Source organism: Solibacillus sp. FSL W8-0474 (assembly GCF_038004065.1).
Taxonomy (GTDB): Bacteria; Bacillota; Bacilli; order Bacillales_A; family Planococcaceae; genus Solibacillus; species Solibacillus faecavium.
Genome location: NZ_JBBOQJ010000001.1, coordinates 2,224,964 through 2,249,010, shown reverse-complemented (window position 1 = coordinate 2,249,010; position 24,047 = coordinate 2,224,964). Strand labels below are relative to the sequence as shown.

The window sequence follows — 24,047 nt, the reverse complement described above, 5'->3', positions numbered from 1 at the left end:
AAAGAAAATCAGGCGGTTTGTATTACTAGGGGGAGTAATCATGTATTTGGAAATTTATCTTTATCCTGTACCTGAAGAAAATAAGGAACAATTTTTAAAAATTAATCGAGAAGCTGAACGTATCTACAAAGAATATGGTGCACTTGAGAGCGAAACATATACTGCTACATCAATTCAGCCGGGGTATGGTTGTTTAGGGATGATATCGGCCGTTGAACTACGTAAAAACGAGATACTTATGTTAGAAATTAACCGTTATGATCATAAGGAGCACCATATTCAAGTTTTGGATAAAGTTGATAATGATGAACAGATTGAAATGTTATACAATCAAATGATCAAGGTGATCGATGTCAGCCGTACTGTCCGTGGTGAATTCGAGTTTCTTTGAGAGGCTTAAATTGAAATTGCTTTAATTTGGTGCATGCACACCTTCAAAAGTGCGTGCATTTTTTCATGAATAATCCCTAATATTTTGTCACACAAAACACCCTGAAAGTTAGTTTTTACACTAACTTTCAGGGTGCAGCTCTTTTACGGTGTCACTGTTAAGTTTTCCTCTGTAGAATTCGGTGTTTCTGTTAATTCTTCTTCTTTAGAAGGTTGCTCCTCAGCGGCATTGCCAGGTCCTTCTGTAATTACTGGTAAATTAATATATAATTTACCGGCAGCTTTTTGACGAGTTTCGTTATTAAAGTCATCGATTGCAATTACTTCAATAACGGCTCCGTTTGCAACAGTATCAGCAGGAACTGTCCAGTAGCCTACATAATGACCATTTCCTTGTTCCATCATTGGTAATTCAGTTGCATTTTGAACTAAGTTTGTTAATGGCATATGGATTACAAACGTAGGTTTTAATCCTGGCTCACTATCAAACTCAATTTTAACTGTTCTACCCGTTGTAATTGTAATGTCTGTATCTGGTTTTAAATTTGAAATGATTGGTGCATCGAAATCTGCAGTTACAGTAACTATCTTAGAAACACTGTTGCCAGCTTTGTCTGTAGCTACTACTGTGATTTCATTCGCTCCATTATCAAGAATAACGCGTTTAGAATACTTTCCATCGCTGATAGTAGCGTTTGAGCCATTAACAGTCACTGTGTCAATATTTTCATCTGTAATTAAACCTTCTACAGTAACTGTTTCACGATTTACTTTTTCACCATTAGATGGTTTGTCGATCGTAAGTTCTGGAGCTATCGTATCTAAAGTTACTAGAACCGGAGTCGATTCACCTGTTACTCGACCATCTAATTTTGAAAGAACTGAAAATTCATTAACGCCTTCAACTAGGTTTGCTTTAATTTCAAATTTGCCATCGTCTCCAACTACTGTTGATGTAACTACTTCGCCATTTTGTTTTAACTCAATAGTTGTTGTTGGAGATGCTGTTCCAGTAATTGTTGTTTCAGGCTCATTTGTAATTGAGTTTGTTACTGGAGAAGTGATTTCAGGACCGACTACTTCATAGCTAACGCGTGCACGAATCATATAGTTTCCTTCGCTTGCAGGAGCTGAAGACCATGCACCTGATACATGCTGATAGCTTCTTGCTGCATTTTTACCATCTTCATCTGTTGCTAGACCTGGCGTATTCGGGTTTGCAACTGTTTGACGGTAAACCATATAGAAGTCACCATTTACAACAATATTGTGCTCTGTTAAATCTACGACTGTCCATTCACCATTTCGAAGAGCCGTTGCATCAATCGGACCAGCTAATTGTTTACCTGGCGTACCGTCTGCTCCGGTAGCATCCCAAACTTCCACTGCAAATGCAGTACCGCCTGGAGTAGGCCATTCAGTTGTCCAGAAGCGGAATACACCATCTGTTACAATTCCGTTTTCTTTTCCTTCAGGAAGAGACATTTTTACTGCCCATGCATTTCCGGCAGCGTTGAATGCACGAGCATTTTCAGCAGTGCCATCATCATAGCCGATCTCTCCACCTGGATATGTGTAGAAAGGTTCAAGAGAAATGCTTATAGGTGATACTTCACCTGTAAGAGATACAGGAATTTCCTTTCCATGGTATCCACGAGCAATTACTTTAAGTGTGTACGTTCCTACATATGCTGTAAGGGCAAAATTACCGTTAGCATCTGTTTGGACAGGTGTGATATTTGCGTCTTCAACTAGAATAACTGTTGCACCTTCAATCGCTTCTCCTGTTGATTCATCAGTAATTGTACCGCTTATTGTATTTTGTTCAATTTCATCTAATGTGAAATTCGCAGTAGAAGTGCTATCCGCTTCAATTGTGACTGTTTGTACTTCAGATTCGAAACCGTAAGCCTCTGCTTTTACATTAAATGTGCCCGTACCATGCGTCAGTTTGTATGAACCGTCTGCTGGGCTTGAATAAACCGAACGTCCTGACTCTATTACACTGACTTGAGCGCCTAATGGAAGAAGTGTTGGATTGTTGATTACTTCAATCTCAGGTGCCTTATCTTTTGAAAGTACATCAGGTTTAATTGTCTTTGGATCTACAGCTTCTTTTAATGCATCTTTTTCTTTTCCGTTCCCTTTATTGCCATTATTACCGTTGTTGCCATTGGTATTTCCTTTATTGCCGTTGTCATTTCCTTTACCATTTCCGTTGCCATTATTATTGTTTTTACCTTTAGAAACTTTACCAGTTTGAGATACGCTAGCTAATGCTACATCATCAATATACCAGCCATCTCGTTGTACACTAGAATCTGAGAATGCATTGAAACCAATATAGATACGTTGTCCAGCATAGTCTGATAAATCAACCTCTGCGTCTAACCAACTATTGGATATACCTTGAACCATTAATAATTGTGTCCAGTTTTCTTGGTCTGTTGACACAAATACATGTCCATAATCATACGCTCTACCAGAACTAGCTTGTTCGAAGTTATGCCAATGTTTAAATTGTAGGTAAGAGTTTCCTTCGGGCAGATCAATTGGAGGTGCAACAAGTGTCGCGTTCATGCTGTTTGCATATGTGCCAGATAAGTTTGTTGCATACACCTTTTCACCTGAGGCAGCATTTCCTGGACCAGATGTTGGTACACCCCAATCCCAGCTGTCATTAGTACCAAATGAGTACCAGCCAATTGGTTGTGTTTCAAAATTTTCAAAATATCCAACAGTGATGCCTGGTTTTACTTCCACAACGTACTCGTCACTGATTACTTCATTATTACCGAAGTCATTAATTGTCCATTTGTACGTAAATGAATTGCCAGAGATTAAATCACCCGGAATAACTACAGCAAATTCACCAGCTTTATGATCACCAGATTTACGCCCAGCAGGAATTTGTTGCCAAGCATTATTTTCATCTTTGTAGTTAAGTACAACTGATGAAACACTAATGTTATCACTAACTGAAACGGTTAAATTTAGATCCATTCCGGCATATGTTTCACTTGGTGCGGTATGCTCGAAATTAGGGGCTTCATTATCCGTTCCTGCTTGTGTAACTTGACCTTCTAGCGTACCTAGTCCAGTAATAATAGAAGAAACTGCTTCATAAGCATCTACTAATCCATAACCATAACCTTGGTTAGGTGTAGTAGTGTATTGACTATCTGTTAAAGGATTTGCAGTGTCTAGAAGAATCTGTTCCATTTCATCTACTGTTAAATTAGCATTTACTTGACGTAGAAGGGCAGCTACACCTGATACAGCAGGACCTGCCATCGATGTACCATTCCAACCACCTTCATAACCACCGCCAGGAACTGATGAACGAATGTTTACACCTGGAGCAGAAATATCTGGTTTAATTTCAGCATAAGGTGAAGGGCCACGGAGAGAGAAATTCCCAACTAAGTTATTGATGTCTGTTGCTCCTGTAGCAAATGACTCTGGATAGTTTGCTGGTGCAGCAACAGATCCAGCACCCCCTGGGTTAGTGAAAGTTGTATTACCTGCAGAGAATTCAGGGAAGATTTCTGCTGCACGCCAGTTAATAACAACATCACGGTACCACTCATCTAAACCAGGACCACCGCCCCAAGAGTTATTCACGACATCTGGTGCCATATCAACACGCGCATTTCCGTTAGCATCTGTTGGTGCTAAAATCCACTGAGCTGCCTCTAAAAGGTCAACATCTGAACCACCGTTAGCAGTGAATGCTTTTACGGCAATATACTTGGCTCCAGGTGCAACACCTATTTGATTTGAGCCATTTGGTTCACTACCAACCATAGTACCTGTAACGTGTGTACCATGGTCTTGATCATCATATGGAGTTGCACGTCCAGCAGAAGTTGAATCATACCAGCTATAATCATGAGAAACTTCACCGGTTGCTGCGTTATAGCCACGGTATTTTTCTTTTAAAGCTGGGTGATCCCATTGAACGCCGGTATCGATACTTGCAACTACCGTACCTGATCCATCAATACCCATATCCCAAACTTCTGGAGCATTAACGCGTTCAATATTCCACTCAACGTTTGCAACTTCCGCGCTTGGTGCTACGGCATCCTCAGTTTTGGTCGTAAAGAGTTGACGTGTTTCATTCGGTAATACTTTCTCTACTTCCTCAAATGTGGCGATTTTTTCCGCAACTTCTTGGGTTGCTGTGACGGCAATGGCATTTACGATATAAAAGGATGTAATATCTGATGCATTGCCAACTTCCGCTTCTTTATTAAGGAATTGCATGACTGATTGTTGAGATTCAATAGATGTTGCCTTTAATTCGGAGACAACAGCAGAACGCTGAATCAACTTGGCATTTAGAGCGGATAAGTTGGAATCTACCGCTTTTTGACGAGCAGCCGTAGCAACTTGAGCAGAATTCGCTTTATCTTTAAATTTCACTAAAAAGGTTACTTTGTTATCTTCTTTGAAATTTTCAAGTAAGCGCGCATTTAATTTTTCACGTGCGGAACTAAAAGTACTAATAGAATTGGAATCTCTAAAAGATTCATAGAGTTGAGTGGAAGTAGTTTGTGCGCTCGCAACACTTGGTGTCAATAAAGAAAATGTCATCGCTGCAGTAGCGAGGATACTAAATGCTTTCCTAGAATTCTTTTTCCTCTTCATTTTCATTCCCCCTTAGATTTTCAATCGAACTTTACTTTTACTAAATTTGAAACTTGTAGGTTGGACTTTAAGGATTTTAAGAACAACCTTTCCTCCTCTCTATACTTTTTTTAGGTAGAAATGACTGGTTTGTGAAATTAAATTCTCTAGATGTAAGTACTATGTTAGATTATGGAAAATATTTTATTTGTCGTATTATGTCGAATAATTTAGAAGTAAAACGCATTTGAATTTAAATGCCTATTTTTTTTACCTGAAGGAGAGCCAAGGGACACAGTTGGATATCAGAGGGAGATAGTGTTATTAAGGTTTTGCAGTTATTTTAGATTTTGCAAAAGGATTGAATTTATCTCTCATTTTTAAAAAAAGAATAGTTTAACCTAAAAAAGAGCAATAGGTCTAAAGGTCATTTATTTTTTAGAGGTTGTAAGAAGGACTTTTTATCCGTATACCGATTTTGAAATTATTATTCTTAATGAAGAAAAGCGGTACGTATCTTTCAATCGAAATTAGATTGAAAATTCAGAAATTAAAGTAACTGATAGTATTAATAGTTTTTAAAAATAAACAATGCAGTAAACAGAATGTTATTTTCAACAAACTTATCGATAAATTTAAGAGGGAAAAAAGGCTTGTAAGATTCCTATGTATATTTAACTAGTGTACAAGATTTTATTTCACTGGCGTTCTTTTAGAGTAAATCTATGTTTTGTAAATGGCGAAATTTGTCGAAATTCTAGGTCCTGTATAATTTACAATTAAATTGGTTCATCACTATAAGTTGGGATGACAAAATTGCCGCCTCGCGATAGCGCAAGCGGCTTGATTATGTGTTTTTTTACTTCACTTTATAACGAGGGCAAAATTTTGGGATTGGTGGGCCTCGCAAACGGCAATAAAGGCAGTGATAAAGACATGTATCACGTGGCTTTAGCGCTGTCTTGCCGTAGCCCACCAATCAAAGTAGAATTTTATTAGAAAAGCAACCCCATGTTATGGTGATGAGCCATTCAATTGAAAAGTAATTGGAGTAAATAGGGAAAGTATATATTTTCTAAAATTATTGTGCCATAATGAATAGGATAGGAGGACTCAGTATGAAGAACGAATTAATATTGATACTTACATATGTAGTTACAATTACTTTAGTGACGTTGACAACATTTAATCCAGAAGAATACATAATAAAGGATGCCTATATGGCGGCTTTAACGGGTCTTATTTATATTGTCTTTACAATTGGATGGGGAAGGCTAGTGCAGCAAACAAAATTTAACGCATTTCATAAATGGATTTTTGTTTTGATTGCTTGGTATACCTTATTAACGATTGGAGATATTTTATTATTTCAGAAAATGCCAAGTGTGTTGATTATGCTTGGGATGTTACTTTTTATACTCGTATGTCTTTATGTTTATCGAGCAAATGGCATAGTAGTCGATGCTTTAACAGCTGCTCTATTATTGTTGATACTCTACATTGCGATGCGAATTGAACATACTATTATTCCAGGAGCGATAATTGGTGGCATCTTCATTTCAATACCGTTTTTAATAATCGCGGCAAAGAAATCCCTTCGTGCAACACAAGTTCTAGCGCGCCTTGTATTTTTCTTAATGGCTTTTACCATTTTATTTTTATCTCCAGGAATGCCTATTTTCGCAGAGGGCGGCTATTTGTTGTATATAGTAATCAGTATCATTGTTGTGGCTTTTGTCCTTAGACGTAAAATTGAGCTGCTCTTGCCACAGGAAGCTATGCCTGTATTATTAATAGTTACATTGGTTATGTATGGTGTGAAATTTATTTAATATGTTATAAAAGAGGGCTGAGGAGAAAATAATACTTTCTCGTCAGCCTATATTTATGTGCTTTTTTACAACATTGAAATCCATGTTATGTGTAGAACGAATATCCCAGTATAGAGGAACATGACGAAAGAAAGAACTATTCGCCAAACGTTTGTTAACCTTGTAGGGAAATCTGATTTCCATAAAAACCAAACTAGACCAGATAAAACAACTTTTGTTCCGAGAATCATTAAAGGGGAAAGTGAACTTAACAGTGGATTCGCTTCTTCAATCCATTCGTTACTAAGCCCCCAAGCTGTAAAAATGCCATCGATAAGATTTAACACTAATATGACCAGCAACATCCGTTTAATATCAAACAAACGTCTCATTATATATCACTCTTCGCTTGAATCGTAATCTCTCCTTTTTTATTTTTCCATAGATATATTTTTTCTGCTTTTTTTCAATCTCTTCATATTTAGATAAATGTTTACCAAAGTGAACTCATTTTATACTGCCTATTTCACCGGAATTAAATTAGACACCTAATTTAGTTCCGGATTATTTAGCACATTCGTTAACTGGAGATAGTTCCAAGGCAGAGGATATATTAGAGACAATGGCAAATATATTACATTCAAAACATAAAAGACGTTTTATCTGCATATTAAGAGATGCTAGATGAATATAATTTAAAGGAGACGCTTAAACGATAGGAATATTTAAGATTACTATTCTTTATTAATAGAGAGGTGATGGGTATGGTACAGAAAGTATTATCTACGTCCCAACAGCTGCTGATTGGGGAAGCACTTAAATATGCTGCACATAATGTTGCTGATCGGGAAGCATTTATAGATGGAGATCATCGATTAACGTATGGGGAACTTTTGACGCGTTCGCTCCATTTAGCGGGATGGCTACAAGCTCAAGGGATTGGTGTAGATGACAAGGTAGGCTGCTTGTTGAAGAATGGCCTGCCTTTTGTCGAGCTATATTTCGGCGTTTCATTAAGTGGTGGTGTTTTTGTTCCTGTCAATTTCCGTTTAGCTTCAAAGGAAATTGAATATATTCTAAACCAATCTGATGTAAAGATATTATTTGTTGAAGAAGAATTTATAGATAGCGTTCGTTCTATTATGCAAAACTTATCTCAAGTTAAAATTATCGTGCCAATTAAAGCCGAGAATTTAGAATTTGAGATAAACACAATCCCATATGATGTAATTTTTAATACAACTAATGAATACAAGCCTGTGAATCTCACTGACGATGACGCGCATGCCATTATTTATACATCGGGTACAACAGGGAAACCAAAAGGGGCAGTATTAACCCATAAAAATTTTTATATGAATGCAATGAATAAACTTTATCACTCTCAACCTAGGAAGGGCTCTAGGCAACTGATTATTCCTCCACTTTTCCATGTTGCTGCTCTGTCCTCACTTTTACAAAATTGTCTAATAGAAGGGACAATTATTATCCACCGTGAATTCCAACCAGATGTTGTACTGAAAACTGTCCAAGAAGAGAAAATTGAAACAATGTTTATGGTTCCGGCCATGTGGAATTTTCTATTCCAAGTGCCGAATCTATCTGATTATGATTTAAGTTCAATGACGAATTGTTCTTTAGGGGGAGCAATCTGTCCTATTGAAATTAAAAAAAGAATTTTACAAGTGTTTAAAAATGCAACAATATTAGAAGCTTTTGGACAAACAGAAATGAGTCCCTCTACAACTTATTTAGCCGGTGAAGATGCTCTTAGGAAGACTGAATCAGTTGGAAAACCTTCTATTAATGTAAGGGTACGAATTGTGGATAATGAAATGAATGATGTGCCTGTTGGAGAAGTGGGGGAAATTGTCTATCAGGGACCAACTACAATGAAGGAATATTATAAAAATGAGGAGGCAACAGAAGAAGCATTCAAAGGGGGCTGGTTTCATAGTGGCGATCTAGTACGAATGGATGAAGAGGGCTATATTTATGTGGTAGACCGGAAAAAGGACATGATTATAAGTGGCGGTGAGAATATTTACCCGAAAGAATTGGAAGATGTTTTATACTCTCATCCGGATATTTTAGAAGCTGCTGTAGTGGGAATTCCGCATCCTACTTGGGGTGAGACTGTGAAAGCATATATTGTCTTAAAGTCAGGCAAACAGATGACGGAAGAACAAGTAATACAATTTTGTCAAAGTAGCATTGCTTCTTACAAGAAACCGCGGGCTATTGAATTTATGGAGTCGTTGCCTAGAAATGCTTCGGGAAAGGTACTTAAAACGGTTTTACGTACGGGAGCTTACCAATAAGTCTAATAAAATATCTGAATATTTAAAATAATAAATAGTATGAAATGGTAAACTAAAAAGAAGGGAAGAACATACGTTGACCTACCAAAGTATTCAAGTGACATTAGCAGAAAATGGTGTTTGTACCGTTAAATTAAATCGCCCTCAGGTGAGAAATGCAGTTGGCCTTCAAATGCGAGAGGAATTAAAAGATTTTTTTACTGAAGTTCAAAACAATGATGACGTAAAAGTGATTGTTTTGACAGGTGAAGGAACTGCGTTTTCTGCAGGCGGTGATTTAAGTGCTTTAAAAGATGTAGATGCGGCTTCGGGTCGCAAGAGATTGCAAACGGGACATGAAATGATTTCTTCCATTGTACAGCTTGAGAAACCGGTTATTGCGGCTGTTAATGGAGCTGCAGCAGGAGCAGGCTTTAGCCTAGCATTAGCTTGCGACATAATTATTGCGAATCAATCTGCCGTTTTCATTCAAAGTTTTTCAAAGGTGGGGTTAATTCCTGATTTAGGCTCTATCTATTTTTTACCAAGACTTATAGGAAAGCATCGTGCACTAGAATTGATGTTCTTTGGAGATAAGATTTCTGGCGAGCAGGCGCATGAACTTGGAATTGTTAATCGGGTATTTGAAGATGATTTGTTTACAGATGAAGTATATAAACTAGCAAATCAGCTTACAGAAGGTCCGCAAATGGCTTTAGGGTTAATGAAGAAACTAGTAAATAGAAGCATTCTTGATGATTTGGCTCAGTCTTTGGAGTTAGAAGGGTTTGCACAAGCAATGTGCTTTGAATCAGCAAACTTTAAAGAGGGTGTCGAAGCCTTTTTTGAAAAACGAAAACCTGTTTTTAACCAATCATAGTCGACAAATAAAATCGGAGGCATTTTGCGAGCAGATGAAATTGATCTTGGATATGCGAATGGGCAAGCAGATATAATGAAGGGTTTTTCAGTTAAGAGACCATCAAGAAACAACCTTATATGATAGTTCAATTGGTGGTCTAGATGATAGTTCTTGTGAATACATGTATGTTGAAATTTTGTATAAATAGAGAGGTGGATTTTATGGAGCGTTTACCAAAAAGTTTAGAAAATTTAAGACTACCAGTTATCGGTTCCCCATTGTTTATTATTAGTAATCCAAAACTCGTGATTGAGCAATGTAAAGCAGGCATTGTTGGATCTATTCCAGCGTTGAATGCACGACAAACGAGTGTACTTGACGAATGGTTAGCAGAAATAACGGAGGAATTAAACACGTATAACAAAAATAACCCTGAAAAACCTGCTGCCCCGTTCGCGATTAATCAAATTGTGCATAAAACGAATACGAGATTAGAGCAAGACATGGAGCTTTGTATAAAATATAAAGTGCCGATTATTATATCCTCGCTAGGAGCCCGTGAAGAAGTATTTGAAATGGCTCATAGCTATGGTGGTATCGTTTTTCATGATGTCATAACAAATAATTTTGCTAAGAAGGCGATTAGTAAAGGGGCAGATGGATTGGTTGCCGTTGCTGCCGGTGCAGGTGGACATGCTGGAAGACAAAGTCCATTTGCTCTAATACAGGAAATTCGGGAATGGTTTGATGGACCATTAGCCTTGTCAGGTTCGATTGCAAATGGTAGAGCTATTTTAGCGGCACAGGCGATGGGAGCTGATTTCGCCTATATTGGATCGCCATTTATTGCAACAACGGAAGCAAATGCGAGTGAAGAATACAAGCAAATGATTGTAGACAGTACAGCAGACGATATTATTTATAGTAATTTATTTACAGGTGTGCATGGCAATTATTTGAAAGGTTCTATTAAAAATGTAGGGCTTGATCCAGATAACCTAGAGCAAGGCGATCTTTCAGCTATGAATTTTAAAGAGGGAGATAAAAAAGCTTGGAAGGATGTCTGGGGAAGTGGACAAGGTATTGGTGCAATTAAGGAAGTAGTGCCAACGAGAGATCTGATTAATCGGTTTGAGGAAGAGTATAAAGAAGCACATATGAAAATGGCAATGCAAAAGCTCCCTGTATAGGATGGGTAAGATGAATTTAAGGATTAAAGCCAATCTATGCTTGAATTCAATTATGTTTTTAACAGACTTCTCTCTATAGGGAAGTCTTTTTTTGAGCAGAAAAAGCAGGAATACGATATTGTGAATTTCAGCTGTTAATATTATAAACTTTAATAAATGGTCTATTTTTTAGTGATTAGTTTTAAAAATTTTTCACAAAATGAAACCTTTAAACTAAATTCGTGCTCTAAGTTAGTAGGAGGGAATAAGATGGATCAGTACATACAACAAGCACTTGCTGGTGATGAAAATGCAATCCGGCACATAACTACGATGCATAAGCCTAGATTACTCGCTAAAGCATATACATATATGAAAAATAAACAGGATGCGGAAGATATTGTGCAGGAGACGTTTATAAAAGCGTTCGGTGCATTGGCACAGCTAAAGGAACCGAAATATTTCGCAACATGGTTATACAAAATATTGATTCGTGAATGCTTTCTCGCACTGAAAAAGAAGAAGCGAACAGAGCTGTTAGAGATAGAAATTATGGAACAGCTTCAGTTACTGGACCAGGAAAACAGCGAGGATTACAGCGAGTTACATAACGCCATCGAAATCCTAAAAAAAGACTACCAACTGGCGATTGTATTGCATTATTTTTATGATTTTAAAGTGTTTGAAATCGCGGAAATGCTAGGGAAGCCAAACAACACGATTAAAATGCATCTGCACCGCGGCAGAAAAGCGCTACGCCTAAAGTTAGAGGAAGCAATGCAACAGCCATTACAACAAAAGGAGGTTAAACGCATGTTAAAAGAGCAGTTATTCGATTTCGCAAAGCAATTTGTAAATGTGCCTGCACACTATGAGCTTGAAGTTGAAGATTACCGAGAGGATAGGAATTCTTTGTTCATGTGGAAAGGGCAAGGCAATGATGAAGTGGCTTTTATTCGATTAGATAATAAAGGGCGGCTTGATGATTTTTCAAAAACCCCTACAAAAGAAGGTCCACCAATTACAGAACAGATGAAGCTTGAAATAGCCGAGAAGCTGCTGCGTGAACATTATCCGGAAGCACTTTCGTATTATACATTAGTAGAACAAAAGAAAAAGGAATCGAGTACGAGCTTTAAATATGCGCAAGTGGTTGGGGAATTTCCATTAGACGGGTTTTATTGTCGAATTGAAGTCACCGATTCAGGTGAGGTCATTCATTTCACCTATACGGGTTATATGGAAAATCCTCCAGAAATGCCAAAGGAGCTTTATCCTATGGAACGTATTTTAAATGCATTGTACGAAGGGGACTGGTCACTTTGTGCAGAAAGCTTTAATGAAAAATATGATTCCGTTTCAAAGTCAGGTATATATGCGATCTATGAGTCAGAGCGATTAAGGCAAACTTATGATGCGGTGATAGGCAAACCATTATTTGATCTCGACGATGAGTCTAAGCGAAGCTATAAGCCGTTTCCAAAAGTAGAAGGGATGCCAAAAAAGGCCACAATTGAAGAGATCATTGGCATCACTGAGGAATGGGAGCCATATGAAGAAGCAAGTATTGGAGTGGATGAATCGTATGAAGAGTTCAATTGGCGTCCTAAAGGCTGGCAAGATTCTGAGGAGAAATCAGTTGAGCATTTCATTAAACGTACATTTGAAAATAGGGTAAAGGCAAGAGTGGACAAACGTACGAAGCGCTTGAATCGTTTTATGTGGCTCGCTGAAATTGAAGGGGAGGCGAAGCTTTCTGAAGAGGAATGCTTACATATTGCGGCACAGTTTATTCAAACGTACTATTCGGAGTATGTACCATATTTACATGTTGAAATGAAAGGTGAAGAGGATATAGAAGAAAACCGAACCTTCTTCCGGTTTGTAGTGCACAATAATGGATTTTATGTTGAAAATGAATTTTTCCATATGAATATTTGTAAAAAAACTGGTGCTATTTTGATGTTTTCAGCACCGAATATAGTGGTTGAAGATATCGAAAAGTTTGAGCCAAAAGAGATTAAGCCGATTAAAGAATTGCTGCCACTAAAAGACTTAAAAGTGCAACTGGAGTGGGATAGGATGTACGGGAAAACAGAGCAGGATGAAGACGAGGTGCGCTTGATTTACCGTATTCGGATGACTGACGGTGCTTATGTAAGAGGGGTTAATGCGGAAAGTGGAGAGGTTATTTATAGTTTAATTTAACGGAAAGGCTGTGCGAAACAACTAGCGAGGTTTACCAATATTTTTATTTAAAAACTAATTCGCCATCAGTGCCCACCAAAAATAAGGGAAGATTTTACTGTTATTTGAATGATGTAGTTCATTTTTGGTATAAATAAGGGAACGTTTTACCGTTATTTTAAATAAAATTATGAAATTTCATGTTTTTGAGGTCAATAACGGAAATTTCTTCCCTTATTTTCATCTTTTTTTAAGTTATTTTGAAAATAACGGAAATTCGTTCCGCTATTTAGCTCATTACGAAATTCAATCCACAAACATTCTTGATAAACCAAAAATTACATTAAAACATAGAAATTGGCTCATCACCATAACATGGGGTTGCCTTTCTAATAAAATTTCACTTGTTTGATTGGTGGGCTACGGCAAGACAGCGCTAAAACCACGTGATACGTGTTTTTATCACTGCCTTTATTGCCTTTTGCAAGGCCCACCAATCCCAAAATTTTGCCCTCGTTATAAAGTGTAGTAAAAAACACCCTATCAAGCCGCTTGCGCTATCGCGAGGCGGCGGAGAGCGGAAAGGCTAGTTTTTATAATCTACATTTTTGCTAAAATTCACCTTATGCCAAAGCAGAGTAACGTGGAGCGAAGGGGGAGCCACCAAAATACTTGCTTCAACGGAAAGAGTTGTGCGAAGTGTAGGGGCGGACTCCTTGACAGACACTTGCTTTAATGCGTTTTCCCCATGCGCAGCAGAACGGACTTAATTAGAAAATCTTATTATTTAAATTTTGTCATCCCTAACTTATGGTGATGAACCTAGAAATTGTTAAATAAATATGAGCATTTTGTGAACTAGTATAGCAATATTTGACGTGCTTAAACCGTCACGTTATAGTCAGACTACAACTATATTATTTTCTAACATTAATCATTTCTCAATTAGAAAATACGTCGCTTTCTGACAATGTAGAAATATACTAATAGGAGCCATAAATGCTACATTACACTAAACTTTTTTCTTGTCATCAAAAGGAATGGCTCGTGCTACTTCATGGTCTAGGAGGCAAGAGCACCCTTTTTTATAAACAGGCTGATTATTTATCGCAGCATTATAATTTATTATTAATTGATTTACCGGGTCATGGCGATTCTACTGGGTTAGATGTAAATTACTATGTCGCAGCAGATGTAGTGCCGAAAATTACAGAGGTGCTCGAGAAGTTAAAGATTAAACACGCACACTTTTTAACATTTTCACTGGGGACAATTATCGGCAATGAGCTTATGTACCGTGCGAAGCAGTACATTAAAACGATGACGCTAGCTGGTCCGGTGCTCAAGTTTAATAGATGGTCGTCACTGTTAATTCAGAGCGCATGGATATTCCGCCATTTCGCACCATATATGCTCTTTTACAAAACATTTGCATACTTAATTATGCCGAAAAAATCGCATGCTAAATCACGTTTTTATTTTGTGCAGGAGGCAACGAAGTTAGGGCGAAAAGAGTTTGTAAAGTGGACGTATTTATTGAAAAATGCGAGGAAGCCCTATGAGCAGCTTAAGCAAAGTGACTGTACAATTCCGAAGTTTTATCTAATCGGTAGGGAAGATCATTTATTTTTAGATGAAGCTAAGCGAGCAGTAGAGAATAATCCATACGCATCATTACAAATCCTTGATGACTGCGGGCATGTATGCGTTATTGAAAAAAGCGCGGAGTCAAATGAAGCGATCCATCATTTTATCGAGTCCAATCAGGTGTTTGCAAAAGTTAGTTCACTGTGAGACTTTTCAACACTTTCATAATAACAACTTTAAAGCCACCTACACTTTTATAGTAGGTGGCTTTAAACACTTGTAATGAACATTTAGAGGAATTCATAAGGTATTACTTTTTTAAAATATAAAATGAAATTAGATAAGTACTCGTTTACTCTAAAATGATTGTTTTTTGTTCAATAGTAGTTTAAATGGTGCTCTTTTTATACTTATAAATATTTTTTTGGCTTTCTTCTATATCGATTACGGTTTCAAAACCACTTTAATGCAACCATCTTGTTTTGTGTCGAATATTTCATAACCATGTTTTGCTTTTTCAAGAGGGAGGACGTGTGTAATGATATCGCCAGCATTCACTTTACCATCAGCTATTAAGTTATAGACATGAGGCATAATATGAACAACTGGTGCTTGTCCAGTACGAATAGCTACATTGCGTTGGAAGATATCTCCGAGTGGGAAAGCGTTGTATCGACCACCATAAACACCAGTAATTTGAATCGTTCCTCCTTTACGTACAGCTTGACTGGCTATAACAATAGCTCCCATAGCACCACTTTGCAGTTTTACGCCACTTGCAAGAAACTCTAAAGGCGTCATTTTTCCACTCATCCCGACACAATCAATGACAACATCTGCGCCGCCCTTTGTCATCTCTTTCAAATATTCCCCACAATTTTCATGGTCTTCAAAATTAACGATTTCTACCTTGTTTGTCTTCTTTGCGTGTTTAAGACGATAGCCGATGTAGTCAACTGCGATTACTCTTTCTGCACCTTTCAACCAAGCAAATTTTTGCGCCAATAGCCCAACAGGTCCGCAGCCAAGAATAACAACCGTATCTCCTTTTTTTACACCGGCATTTTCGACACTCCAAAAAGCAGTAGAGGCAGCATCGGCAAGGAGAACTAAACTTTCATCGGGAACTTCAGATCTCTCTGGAATTTTGAAGGGGAGAAAATTGCCATAGGGAACACGCATATACTCTGCCTGACCTCCAGGAAATCCGCCTGCTGTGTCTGAATATCCGAAGTAGGCGCCCATTTCACCATTGTCATTGGCATTATCGCATTGACTTTCCAACTCATGATTACAATACCAGCAGTTCCCGCATGCAACATTAAAAGGAATGACGACCCGGTCACCTTTTTTCACCTTCGTTACATCCTTGCCAACTTCTTCTACAATTCCCATTGGTTCATGGCCAATAACATAATCTTGCCCTATATTTGGGATCATACCATGCATCAGGTGCAAATCAGATCCGCAAATAGCTGTTGTTGTTAGGCGAATTATAATATCATCGGCTTTTTTTATTTTAGGATCTTTTACTTCTTTAACCTCAACATTTTTTATACCTTGGAAAGTAACAGCTTTCATTAAAAAATCCCTCTTTTCCGTTTACTTTTTTGGTGGGGTAGGGAACATGCCTTTGCGATTCATGCTCTTAGGGAATAGATCCAACTGTGCAATACTAATCGCATTCTCTGCAGATTTAATATCCAATTCCTTTTGACCTTCAAGATCATAGGGTTTAAGCCATTCTTTCTTCAACATTAGCTCAGAAATCTCAAAGTATATATCAATCATGACTTCTAGCTGCGTTCTCATGATTTTTTGGAGAGTTGGGGAAGCTGTTTCTGTTAAAGCGATTGAAAGATTTCGAATTCCCGTTTTTGTTGTAAGTAAAAATTCAAGGGCAATTCCCGAATCAGTTAGTTCGGGCATTCCGATTGAATTTAAAGGATCTAAATAGTCTTCCATAACATAGTCCTCCTAATATTCTAATTCCGATTTAGCGTAGAGCTTAACCATAGCGGTAAGTGCGGGGGTAGATAATTTTACGTTTTTGTCTAATAAAGTTCTTAAATCATCATCAAAGACTACACCTTGACTCAGCTTCGATTTAAGTAAACTAGTTGTCATAAAGTTAATGAGTTCATGAAATTCCATTGTTTCATGAAGTGCTAATTTTTTCTCAAACATGGTCATCCCACCTCCAGAGTTTATTTGAAAAAGTTTGCCCTGGAGCAAGTCTATTTATACAAATTCTCCTTTTAGATTGGATTAATTGAATAACTAAAAAGACGAACTGAAGCACATCCTTCTTTTGTGCTCCAAATTCGTCTCTTTATTTACGTTTGATAAAAACAATGATTAAGACTTATGCATTAAACCATATCTGTATTAGTCATCGTTAAGGTTGTCCGGAGTGGAAAGCAACTTTTAGCCTCATAATAATATTACTTATTATTGTTTTTCTTGATAAATTTAACGTTGTTGTTATTGTTGTTATTACGTTTAATTTGATTATGATCATTTAAATTATCAAAGTTGAAATCTTCGCCGAATTCAAATGCATTATTATTGTTCTTATTGTTATTATTATTACGTTGACGTTCACGTTTGAAGTTATTATTTTCCAATGCTGCTCACCTCCTTACGCATAATTAGAATGGCTTAAACAGCTATGGGAAATACTAATATTCAGTTGGAAATTCTCCCTTAAAAGTACAATTGATTCATAAAGAGTTGAATAAAAGTTGAGCAGTTGTATTAAATTCTAGTTTTAATTTCTTTACATTCAGAGCATACTAGTTAATAAAAAAATTTGCTTAGAGAGGTAAGTTGAGTGAGTGATTTAGAAAAGTATGAAAAGTTAAGAGCTTATATTGAACAACAGATAGCTGATATACAAGGAAATCTTGATTCGATAGGAATGGCAGAAAAATTAGCTAAACAAATGCAACTTCATTTTTTATTTCAGATAAAGGATAAAATGAATCAGCTAGATGAAGAAGATTGATTAATTTGGAAGGAAAATGACTCTTGAAAAGTTCTGCTCAACAAGCCACTCTATTTTCGGACAGAGTGGCTATTTTTATAAATTTTACTTGTAATAACCCGCCTATTTATCCATAACTTAATCGAGATAGTGATGGTACCATTATTGCTGAATGATATCTTTTAATATCCTATTGATCAATCAAAAGGTTGTAATATTCTTTGTAAGAATATTACAATCTATTACAAAGAGAATTGGCAACAATGGTAATAAGTAATACTAATCTTATTACTTTGAATCAATCCGACTATAAAAATAAATTAGAATTGGAGGACATTCATTGATGAAATACGAAATTCCTAAACTTTTGAAAGAACATGAAAACTTGATTAAAGGTACTTTTAGGTATAGTAATGAGATAAGTTTTAAGCGTGAAGAAACAAAACCTTATGAAAGTAAATTAGGGGGATGTCCCTATTTGGAAAATAATATAGATTATCCGATAGGTGAAAATGGAAAACCGATGTTGTTTTTAGCACAAATTAATCTGGGAGATCTTGAAAATATAGTTGAATTACCAGAAAAGGGATTACTACAATTTTTTGTTACAAACGATGACTTGTACGGTTTGGAAGACCCCATTTTCGTAAGATATATTGAAAGTTATATAGAAAATGAAGAACTTTTAGTGAAGGAACATCCTTATGGAAATGAAGAATATATCATGAATCTCCCTTTTTCACATAGTGGTAAAATGTATTTTAAATCAAGGGAAATGCCTATGTCTTCCTCATTAGATTTATTTCAAGAGACTTTTATGGATAAGTTATCAGAAGAAGAATATGAGAAATTGAGCGAAGATTGCTATAGTAGCGATAGCAGAATTGGCGGTTATCCATATTTTGTCCAAAATGACTATATTGGTTTTGGTGATGACGATTTTCTTTTATTGCAACTGGATATCGATGACGAATGCGGTATTATGTTTGGGGATTCTGGCAACTGTGTTTTCTCTATTCCAAAAGACGCTTTGAAAAATAGGGATTTTTCAAAAGTCGTGTATGATTGGCAAAGTTGCTAGTGAGATACCAAATCCGTCTAAAAAAGCCGCCACTAATAAGCGAAAGAGAGGTTTAAAGTTTATATGGATAAACAATCCTATGCAAGATATTTACTTCAATTGATGGATGATGATATGAATTACGGGGAAGCAGATATCGATGAAGCACGATTCTATGGTTACTTTCAAATGTTTATGCCAGATGGAAAAGGTGTAGAGGCTACTTTTGAACCTCTTGAAGATGGGCATATTTATTTGGAGAGGATATTACAAATCTATGAAATGCTAAATCCTGTGGATTATAGTGGGCCTACAGTGTCAGGATATTTTGTTAGTAAAGATAGTAATGTACCCAATGATATACTCGTAGATTATGGCAGGCAGTTTATTCAAGGCTTAAAGGATTTATTGCTGGGATCTTCCGGAAAGTTTGATACGAAAGATTCTACCGAGTACCTAGATGAAATCGAAGAAATTAAAATTGTACCTCCCGGATCGATAGATGGAATTCGTCAGCAATATGATCCTGAAATATATGAGGCGATTTTTGATATAATCAGCGAACAGATTGAATACGATGAACCGATTGAAGTTTTGGACGAGGCATATTACTCGATTGCTTGTGATTACTGGATTTCATATTATCTTCAGTGGCCCCGTTATAGATTAAATGGTGACCCGTTCGCAGCTTATTTTGAACTGTACAGACATGGATACGCAGCGGTCTTCTCAGAAAATAAACTGTATATTGGTTTATAATTTTGGAGGTGAATGGAAATGACAGAACGAATACCATGCAGGATGGAAGGATGCAGCGCAACTATTCTACCGAGTACAGCAGCCAAAACAAACGGTATCTGCATGCCTTGCCACCAGGAGCAGGAACGAAAAAAACGGGTAGCTTATATTGAGAAAAACCGAAAAACGGTGAATCTCTATGAGGGATTAGCAGATCAAGTGGACATTCTCAAGGTCATGCATGCACCGAGAAAGTATGTTCCGCTAATTCAATACGTTCCCTTTCCAATAAGAAAGGAGAAGCTTTACGTTTCTTTATCAAACCAAGATGCGCAACGTATGCTGAATTATGCAATAGAATTACTCGCTGTTAACAAGGAAAGTGAAGCACAGGATATTCTATTAGCTTTGGTGTGCTACCGAAATGATAATATATCAATTGCTTTACCAGAGCTTATACAGCGCGGCTTGTTTCAGGATCCGATTCTTTTTAAAGATGCACCACAAGACATTCGGGATCAGCTTATAGAGCGGGTGTTATGGGATGAGGACAACCGAAATCATCTTCTCCTTGCGCTCGGCTGGATTGGTGATGCTAAGGTAATAAACCAGTACCAGGAATGGCATATGCATCAACCAAAATGGGCGGAACAGTTATATGTAACGCCTGAAACTTATGCTGTTGATGGAGGATGGGAGCTTACTTCGAATGGGGAAAGGCGTAATTTGGTAAATCCATTATGTTACGCTATCAGGCAAACTGACCAACAGGATGATGTTGTAATTGAAGAAAATCATGCCCGTTTTCTTGAGACGAGCGATTCAACATGCCCATGGTGCAATAGGAAGTTAACGAAGTTGATGGTCGCTGCTACTTCTCATCCGGCTTTGCAATATCTCGACCTGCAAATGGAGAACCTACAGGTGATAACCTGTGAATTATGTGGGAGCTTTAGCGTGATATATATGGAATTGGAATTGGACAAAGATGGCTTACCTGTCTGGAGCCGTTTTAATCAGGAACCCGTTTATCTCCCGGATTTAGATGACGTAAACAGCAGTACTGAACCCTCACCTAAACTAGTTCTATCAAAAGAGCCACAATCACCGTATTATGCTGCTGTTTGGACTATGTCACAATTGGATTCTCAGATTGGCGGGCACCCAAGCTGGGTCCAGGATCCTGAGTACCCGGTTTGTCCTTATTGTGAACGAAGAATGCGGTTTATAGGGCAGATTGATTATGCCGATTTTGACGAGTATGCTGAAGGCATCTATTATATGTTTATTTGTTCTAAAGACCTGATTACAGCAACGATATATCAGCAAAGCTGAATGGCATTCATGTTTAATATAGTACCGTTTCAAAGGAGTGGGTTACGCTTGAATTGGAAAGAAGTTAGCAAGACAGATGATCTTTCACTTGTGCAGAAGGCTGTAACGGAACTGGATGTGAATGAACGAGACGAGCGGGGAAGAACGCCGCTGATGCTTTTTTTGACCAATCGAATACCCGTTGAGGCGATAGAAATATTGATCGAACAGGGAGCAGATCTTGAGGCACAGGATAAACTTGGTGATACTGCACTAAAAAAAGCTGTAAAGTTCAAGCAAATTGAAGCCCTGTTAAAGCTCATCGAAGCTGGGGCCAAACTGGACTCCCCTTTCGGCATATTGGCTACAGCTTGGAATGCAGCTCGTATAGATAAAAAGATTGCGGACCTTCTGCTCGAAACCAAAGGAGCCGTTCGCCTTTCTCTGACACTAGAAGAGCAAAGGGTTGTTGATGGGGTTTTATATGAGGAGTCTCAGAAAAAGATGTGTGAAAAGATTGAAAGAATAAATTCGGCGGAAATCCTACATGCCATTGTGAACGAATATAACTGGGATGATGGCCCGGAACCGATGTTGTCGGTTTTTCATAATCCGGTCACTCAAAAAATTACACTTCTTGACATGTATGAATTGTTAGATGGAGATTATTGGCTGGATAAGGGGAATTCGAGTGATCCGCTTAGCACGGAAGAGGAAAGACGCTTTAATCAACTTGCGGTTGCCCTAAATGAAAGATTGGAGCGGACCAGCAGCTAAAAAAGCCCGCTTTGAAAACGGGAGGCTATTTCATGCTTTCCACTATGCCCCCATTTTCCTTGAGTCAAAAAATAATTCTACGGACAAAAGATTAAACAATTGATTTGTGCTACTCTTTTTTGTTTTATATATCCTGTCTGTTTAGATAAGAGGGTCTTTATTAGCTATTGCTTAGCAATTGGGAAAAGCCAATCGTATGAACTAAAGATTTGGCTGAAATGGTAGGACTTAAATCACAAAAACAAACAGGTTGAAAAACTTTACTCCCGCGTATTAGTAATTGAGAAAACAGGGTATATGTTAGATGTAATACTAGGAGGAGTAAAGATGAAACTTGAGTTTTTAAAAATTGAAAATATCGTAGAAACAGAGAAAAATAAAATCATTTATATTCCAGCTGGGGGCATCCAGTTTGGATTTAAAAATAAGATTATATCTTTAAAAGATCCGTTACGAATTGCTATGACACATGGGGGCAGCTTCCTCAATGTTGTTCGCTATATTGATTTCGTAGTTTACGATGACCTATCAATCTATACGACAGGTGAGATTAAGCGAGAGAGCTTATTTGGGATTGTATCAAATGACGAAGTAATATTAGCCATACATAAAGCGCTGGAAAAAAGCAGTAAGGATGTTCCGTTTTACAGGTCATTGGATTTTAAAGAAATGTATAACCGTGATTTTGAAGAAGGTTACGATCAGAGTGCTAAATTTGAGGTAATGGATATAGAGATTTAAAACTTTAATAAACCGTAGCGAGTACAGTCGCTACGGTTTTCTTCGTGATATAGGGGTTATTATATCTATTTAGCATAAGGCAACCGATGGGCAATCGATGTTAATTAAATGTTTCTTATCTAAATATGGATAAATATGTTAATATTAATTAACTTATTCACATTTATGGAGGGAGGGTTTATTTTTATGGGAGTCTCATTATGTAAAGCGAACTTAGATGATGCCGCTATTCTTCATGAAATGCAAGTCAAATCATTTATGCCTTTACTGGAAAAATATCAAGATTATGATACAAACCCTGCCAATGAATCTTTAGAAAGAGTGATTACTCGGTTTAATCAATCCTATACAGATTATTATTTAATCAAATATTTTGAAGACATAATTGGTGGTATTAGAATAGTTAAGTTGGATAAAAACGCTTATCGTATTAGTCCAATATTTATATTACCTGAACATCAAGGAAAAGGAATCGCTCAAAAAGTTTTTTCGGAAATAGAAAGTATATACCTTGATGCAAAATCATGGGAGTTGGACACTATTATGCAAGAAGACGGGCTTTGTTATCTGTATGAAAAGTTAGGTTATAGGAGAACAGGAGAAATAAAGAAAATCAGTGATAAAATCACTATTATTTTTTATAAAAAATCCTGTGATATTTAAAATTAAAAAAATGAATTCAAGTGGTAGTGTCCAACTTAATGTAGCCCATACATATTTAAGAAAGAAGGAGCACAATGAACTATATTAAATCATTACGACAACACATTGGTACAAGACCAATAATTGCACCGGGGTCTGCCATTATAGTTTTAAATGAAAAGAATGAAGTATTATTACAATTACGCTCGGATACAAATGATTGGGGGCTTCCTGGTGGCGGTATGGAAATAGGAGACAGTTTTGAAGAAACCGCTCTAAAAGAATTATTTGAAGAAACAGGATTAATCGCTCAAGAATTACAATTAGTTGGATTAGCTTCTGGAAAGGAATTGTATTTTAAGTTCCCACATGGAGATGAAATTTATAATGCAACTGCGATTTATAAAACTACAAATGTAACTGGTTCTATTAAGAAAAATGAAGAAAGTAAAGCATTAAAATATTTTTCTTTAGACAAACTCCCTAATCTCAACTATACAACTTTAAAGTTACTTGAAAAGGTAGGCTATATATCAAATAACTATGAGACAAATATTTCTAAAATATAATGGTCTACAAATTAATTATTCTTAATTAAAGAACTGTGTTAAATATTCGAAATAAGCGAAAACCGTAGGGAATATAACCACTTATTTATTTGGATGGTTATGTTAGTCTACGGTTTTTCTTTGACGAAAAAAACAACACTTGTAACTTACTTTTTGATATTAAATTGACTATGGTGATTAAGCTATTTGCAAGCAATTTTACAGTGGGAATGTATAGGTTAATAATTACTATATTTTTAACTAATTAGTTATCATCGAACTTCTAAAAGTGGGTCTAAATTT

Annotated in this window: 21 protein-coding genes; 15 read left to right on the top strand and 6 right to left on the bottom strand. The window is 36.9% G+C overall.

The genetic code is table 11. The annotated features are described in order from the left end of the window. The first annotated feature begins 40 nt into the window (after positions 1 to 40). Positions 41 to 391 carry a DUF1428 family protein gene (locus NYE67_RS11165; RefSeq protein ID WP_340730103.1) on the top strand — a complete coding sequence of 117 codons (351 nt, stop codon included), beginning with the start codon at positions 41 to 43 and terminating at the stop codon, positions 389 to 391. 143 nt (positions 392 to 534) lie between these two features. On the opposite strand, the gene NYE67_RS11160 is transcribed toward NYE67_RS11165, so the two are convergent. After that, on the bottom strand, positions 535 to 5,043 hold the full coding sequence (locus tag NYE67_RS11160; protein WP_340730102.1) for a S8 family serine peptidase: 4,509 nt from the start codon (positions 5,041 to 5,043) through the stop codon (positions 535 to 537). A gap of 1,097 nt (positions 5,044 to 6,140) precedes the next feature. Between NYE67_RS11160 and NYE67_RS11155 the strand changes: the two genes are divergently transcribed. Next, positions 6,141 to 6,854, top strand: coding sequence for a hypothetical protein (locus NYE67_RS11155; protein WP_340730101.1), 714 nt, complete (start codon positions 6,141 to 6,143; stop codon positions 6,852 to 6,854). A 65-nt stretch (positions 6,855 to 6,919) separates the two neighbouring features. Here NYE67_RS11155 and NYE67_RS11150 read toward each other — a convergent pair whose 3' ends face one another. Beyond that, positions 6,920 to 7,225, bottom strand: a complete 306-nt coding sequence (locus NYE67_RS11150; RefSeq protein ID WP_340728189.1) for a DUF5658 family protein — start codon at positions 7,223 to 7,225, stop codon at positions 6,920 to 6,922. 372 nt (positions 7,226 to 7,597) lie between these two features. Here NYE67_RS11150 and NYE67_RS11145 point away from each other — a divergent pair, with 372 nt between their 5' ends. From NYE67_RS11145 to NYE67_RS11125, 5 genes are all read left to right on the top strand, one after another. Beyond that, a complete protein-coding gene (locus NYE67_RS11145; RefSeq protein ID WP_340728188.1) occupies positions 7,598 to 9,154 on the top strand; it encodes a class I adenylate-forming enzyme family protein in 1,557 nt (518 codons plus the stop codon). 76 nt (positions 9,155 to 9,230) lie between these two features. Beyond that, a complete protein-coding gene (locus tag NYE67_RS11140; RefSeq protein ID WP_340730100.1) occupies positions 9,231 to 10,013 on the top strand; it encodes an enoyl-CoA hydratase/isomerase family protein in 783 nt (260 codons plus the stop codon). Between the two features lie 203 nt (positions 10,014 to 10,216). Continuing rightward, positions 10,217 to 11,185 (top strand): NAD(P)H-dependent flavin oxidoreductase, encoded by a 969-nt coding sequence (locus tag NYE67_RS11135; protein ID WP_340728186.1) that lies wholly within the window; start codon positions 10,217 to 10,219, stop codon positions 11,183 to 11,185. A gap of 249 nt (positions 11,186 to 11,434) precedes the next feature. After that, positions 11,435 to 13,372, top strand: a complete 1,938-nt coding sequence (locus NYE67_RS11130) for a sigma-70 family RNA polymerase sigma factor (RefSeq protein WP_340730099.1) — start codon at positions 11,435 to 11,437, stop codon at positions 13,370 to 13,372. A 978-nt stretch (positions 13,373 to 14,350) separates the two neighbouring features. Further along, positions 14,351 to 15,145: an alpha/beta fold hydrolase gene (locus NYE67_RS11125; protein WP_340730098.1), complete on the top strand. Its 795-nt coding sequence runs from the start codon at positions 14,351 to 14,353 to the stop codon at positions 15,143 to 15,145. Between the two features lie 237 nt (positions 15,146 to 15,382). Here NYE67_RS11125 and NYE67_RS11120 read toward each other — a convergent pair whose 3' ends face one another. From NYE67_RS11120 to NYE67_RS11105, 4 genes are all read right to left on the bottom strand, one after another. Further along, entirely contained in the window at positions 15,383 to 16,519 is a 1,137-nt protein-coding gene (locus tag NYE67_RS11120) for a zinc-dependent alcohol dehydrogenase (protein ID WP_340728183.1), read from the bottom strand. A 21-nt stretch (positions 16,520 to 16,540) separates the two neighbouring features. Further along, a complete protein-coding gene (locus tag NYE67_RS11115; protein ID WP_191701548.1) occupies positions 16,541 to 16,903 on the bottom strand; it encodes a spore coat protein in 363 nt (120 codons plus the stop codon). A 12-nt stretch (positions 16,904 to 16,915) separates the two neighbouring features. After that, the gene (locus tag NYE67_RS11110; protein ID WP_340728182.1) at positions 16,916 to 17,125 is read right to left on the bottom strand and encodes a spore coat protein; all 210 of its coding nucleotides are present in this window, start codon (positions 17,123 to 17,125) and stop codon (positions 16,916 to 16,918) included. A gap of 257 nt (positions 17,126 to 17,382) precedes the next feature. Further along, complete coding sequence (locus tag NYE67_RS11105) at positions 17,383 to 17,565, bottom strand: histidinol-phosphatase (RefSeq protein ID WP_340728181.1); 183 nt, start codon at positions 17,563 to 17,565, stop codon at positions 17,383 to 17,385. 206 nt (positions 17,566 to 17,771) lie between these two features. Between NYE67_RS11105 and NYE67_RS11100 the strand changes: the two genes are divergently transcribed. The 8 genes from NYE67_RS11100 (at position 17,772) to NYE67_RS11065 (ending at position 23,765) form a co-directional block, all read left to right on the top strand. Further along, positions 17,772 to 17,945 (top strand): hypothetical protein, encoded by a 174-nt coding sequence (locus tag NYE67_RS11100; RefSeq protein ID WP_340728180.1) that lies wholly within the window; start codon positions 17,772 to 17,774, stop codon positions 17,943 to 17,945. A gap of 322 nt (positions 17,946 to 18,267) precedes the next feature. Beyond that, positions 18,268 to 19,005, top strand: a complete 738-nt coding sequence (locus NYE67_RS11095; RefSeq protein ID WP_340728179.1) for a YwqG family protein — start codon at positions 18,268 to 18,270, stop codon at positions 19,003 to 19,005. A gap of 63 nt (positions 19,006 to 19,068) precedes the next feature. Continuing rightward, complete coding sequence (locus tag NYE67_RS11090) at positions 19,069 to 19,743, top strand: hypothetical protein (protein ID WP_340730097.1); 675 nt, start codon at positions 19,069 to 19,071, stop codon at positions 19,741 to 19,743. 18 nt (positions 19,744 to 19,761) lie between these two features. Then, the gene (locus tag NYE67_RS11085; RefSeq protein WP_340728177.1) at positions 19,762 to 21,057 is read left to right on the top strand and encodes a DUF1963 domain-containing protein; all 1,296 of its coding nucleotides are present in this window, start codon (positions 19,762 to 19,764) and stop codon (positions 21,055 to 21,057) included. A gap of 48 nt (positions 21,058 to 21,105) precedes the next feature. Then, complete coding sequence (locus NYE67_RS11080) at positions 21,106 to 21,813, top strand: DUF4274 domain-containing protein (RefSeq protein ID WP_340728176.1); 708 nt, start codon at positions 21,106 to 21,108, stop codon at positions 21,811 to 21,813. Between the two features lie 327 nt (positions 21,814 to 22,140). Next, entirely contained in the window at positions 22,141 to 22,554 is a 414-nt protein-coding gene (locus NYE67_RS11075; protein WP_340728175.1) for a molecular chaperone, read from the top strand. A 186-nt stretch (positions 22,555 to 22,740) separates the two neighbouring features. After that, positions 22,741 to 23,217 carry a GNAT family N-acetyltransferase gene (locus NYE67_RS11070; protein ID WP_340728174.1) on the top strand — a complete coding sequence of 159 codons (477 nt, stop codon included), beginning with the start codon at positions 22,741 to 22,743 and terminating at the stop codon, positions 23,215 to 23,217. A gap of 74 nt (positions 23,218 to 23,291) precedes the next feature. After that, complete coding sequence (locus tag NYE67_RS11065; RefSeq protein WP_340728173.1) at positions 23,292 to 23,765, top strand: NUDIX hydrolase; 474 nt, start codon at positions 23,292 to 23,294, stop codon at positions 23,763 to 23,765. Positions 23,766 to 24,047: the final 282 nt, after the last annotated feature.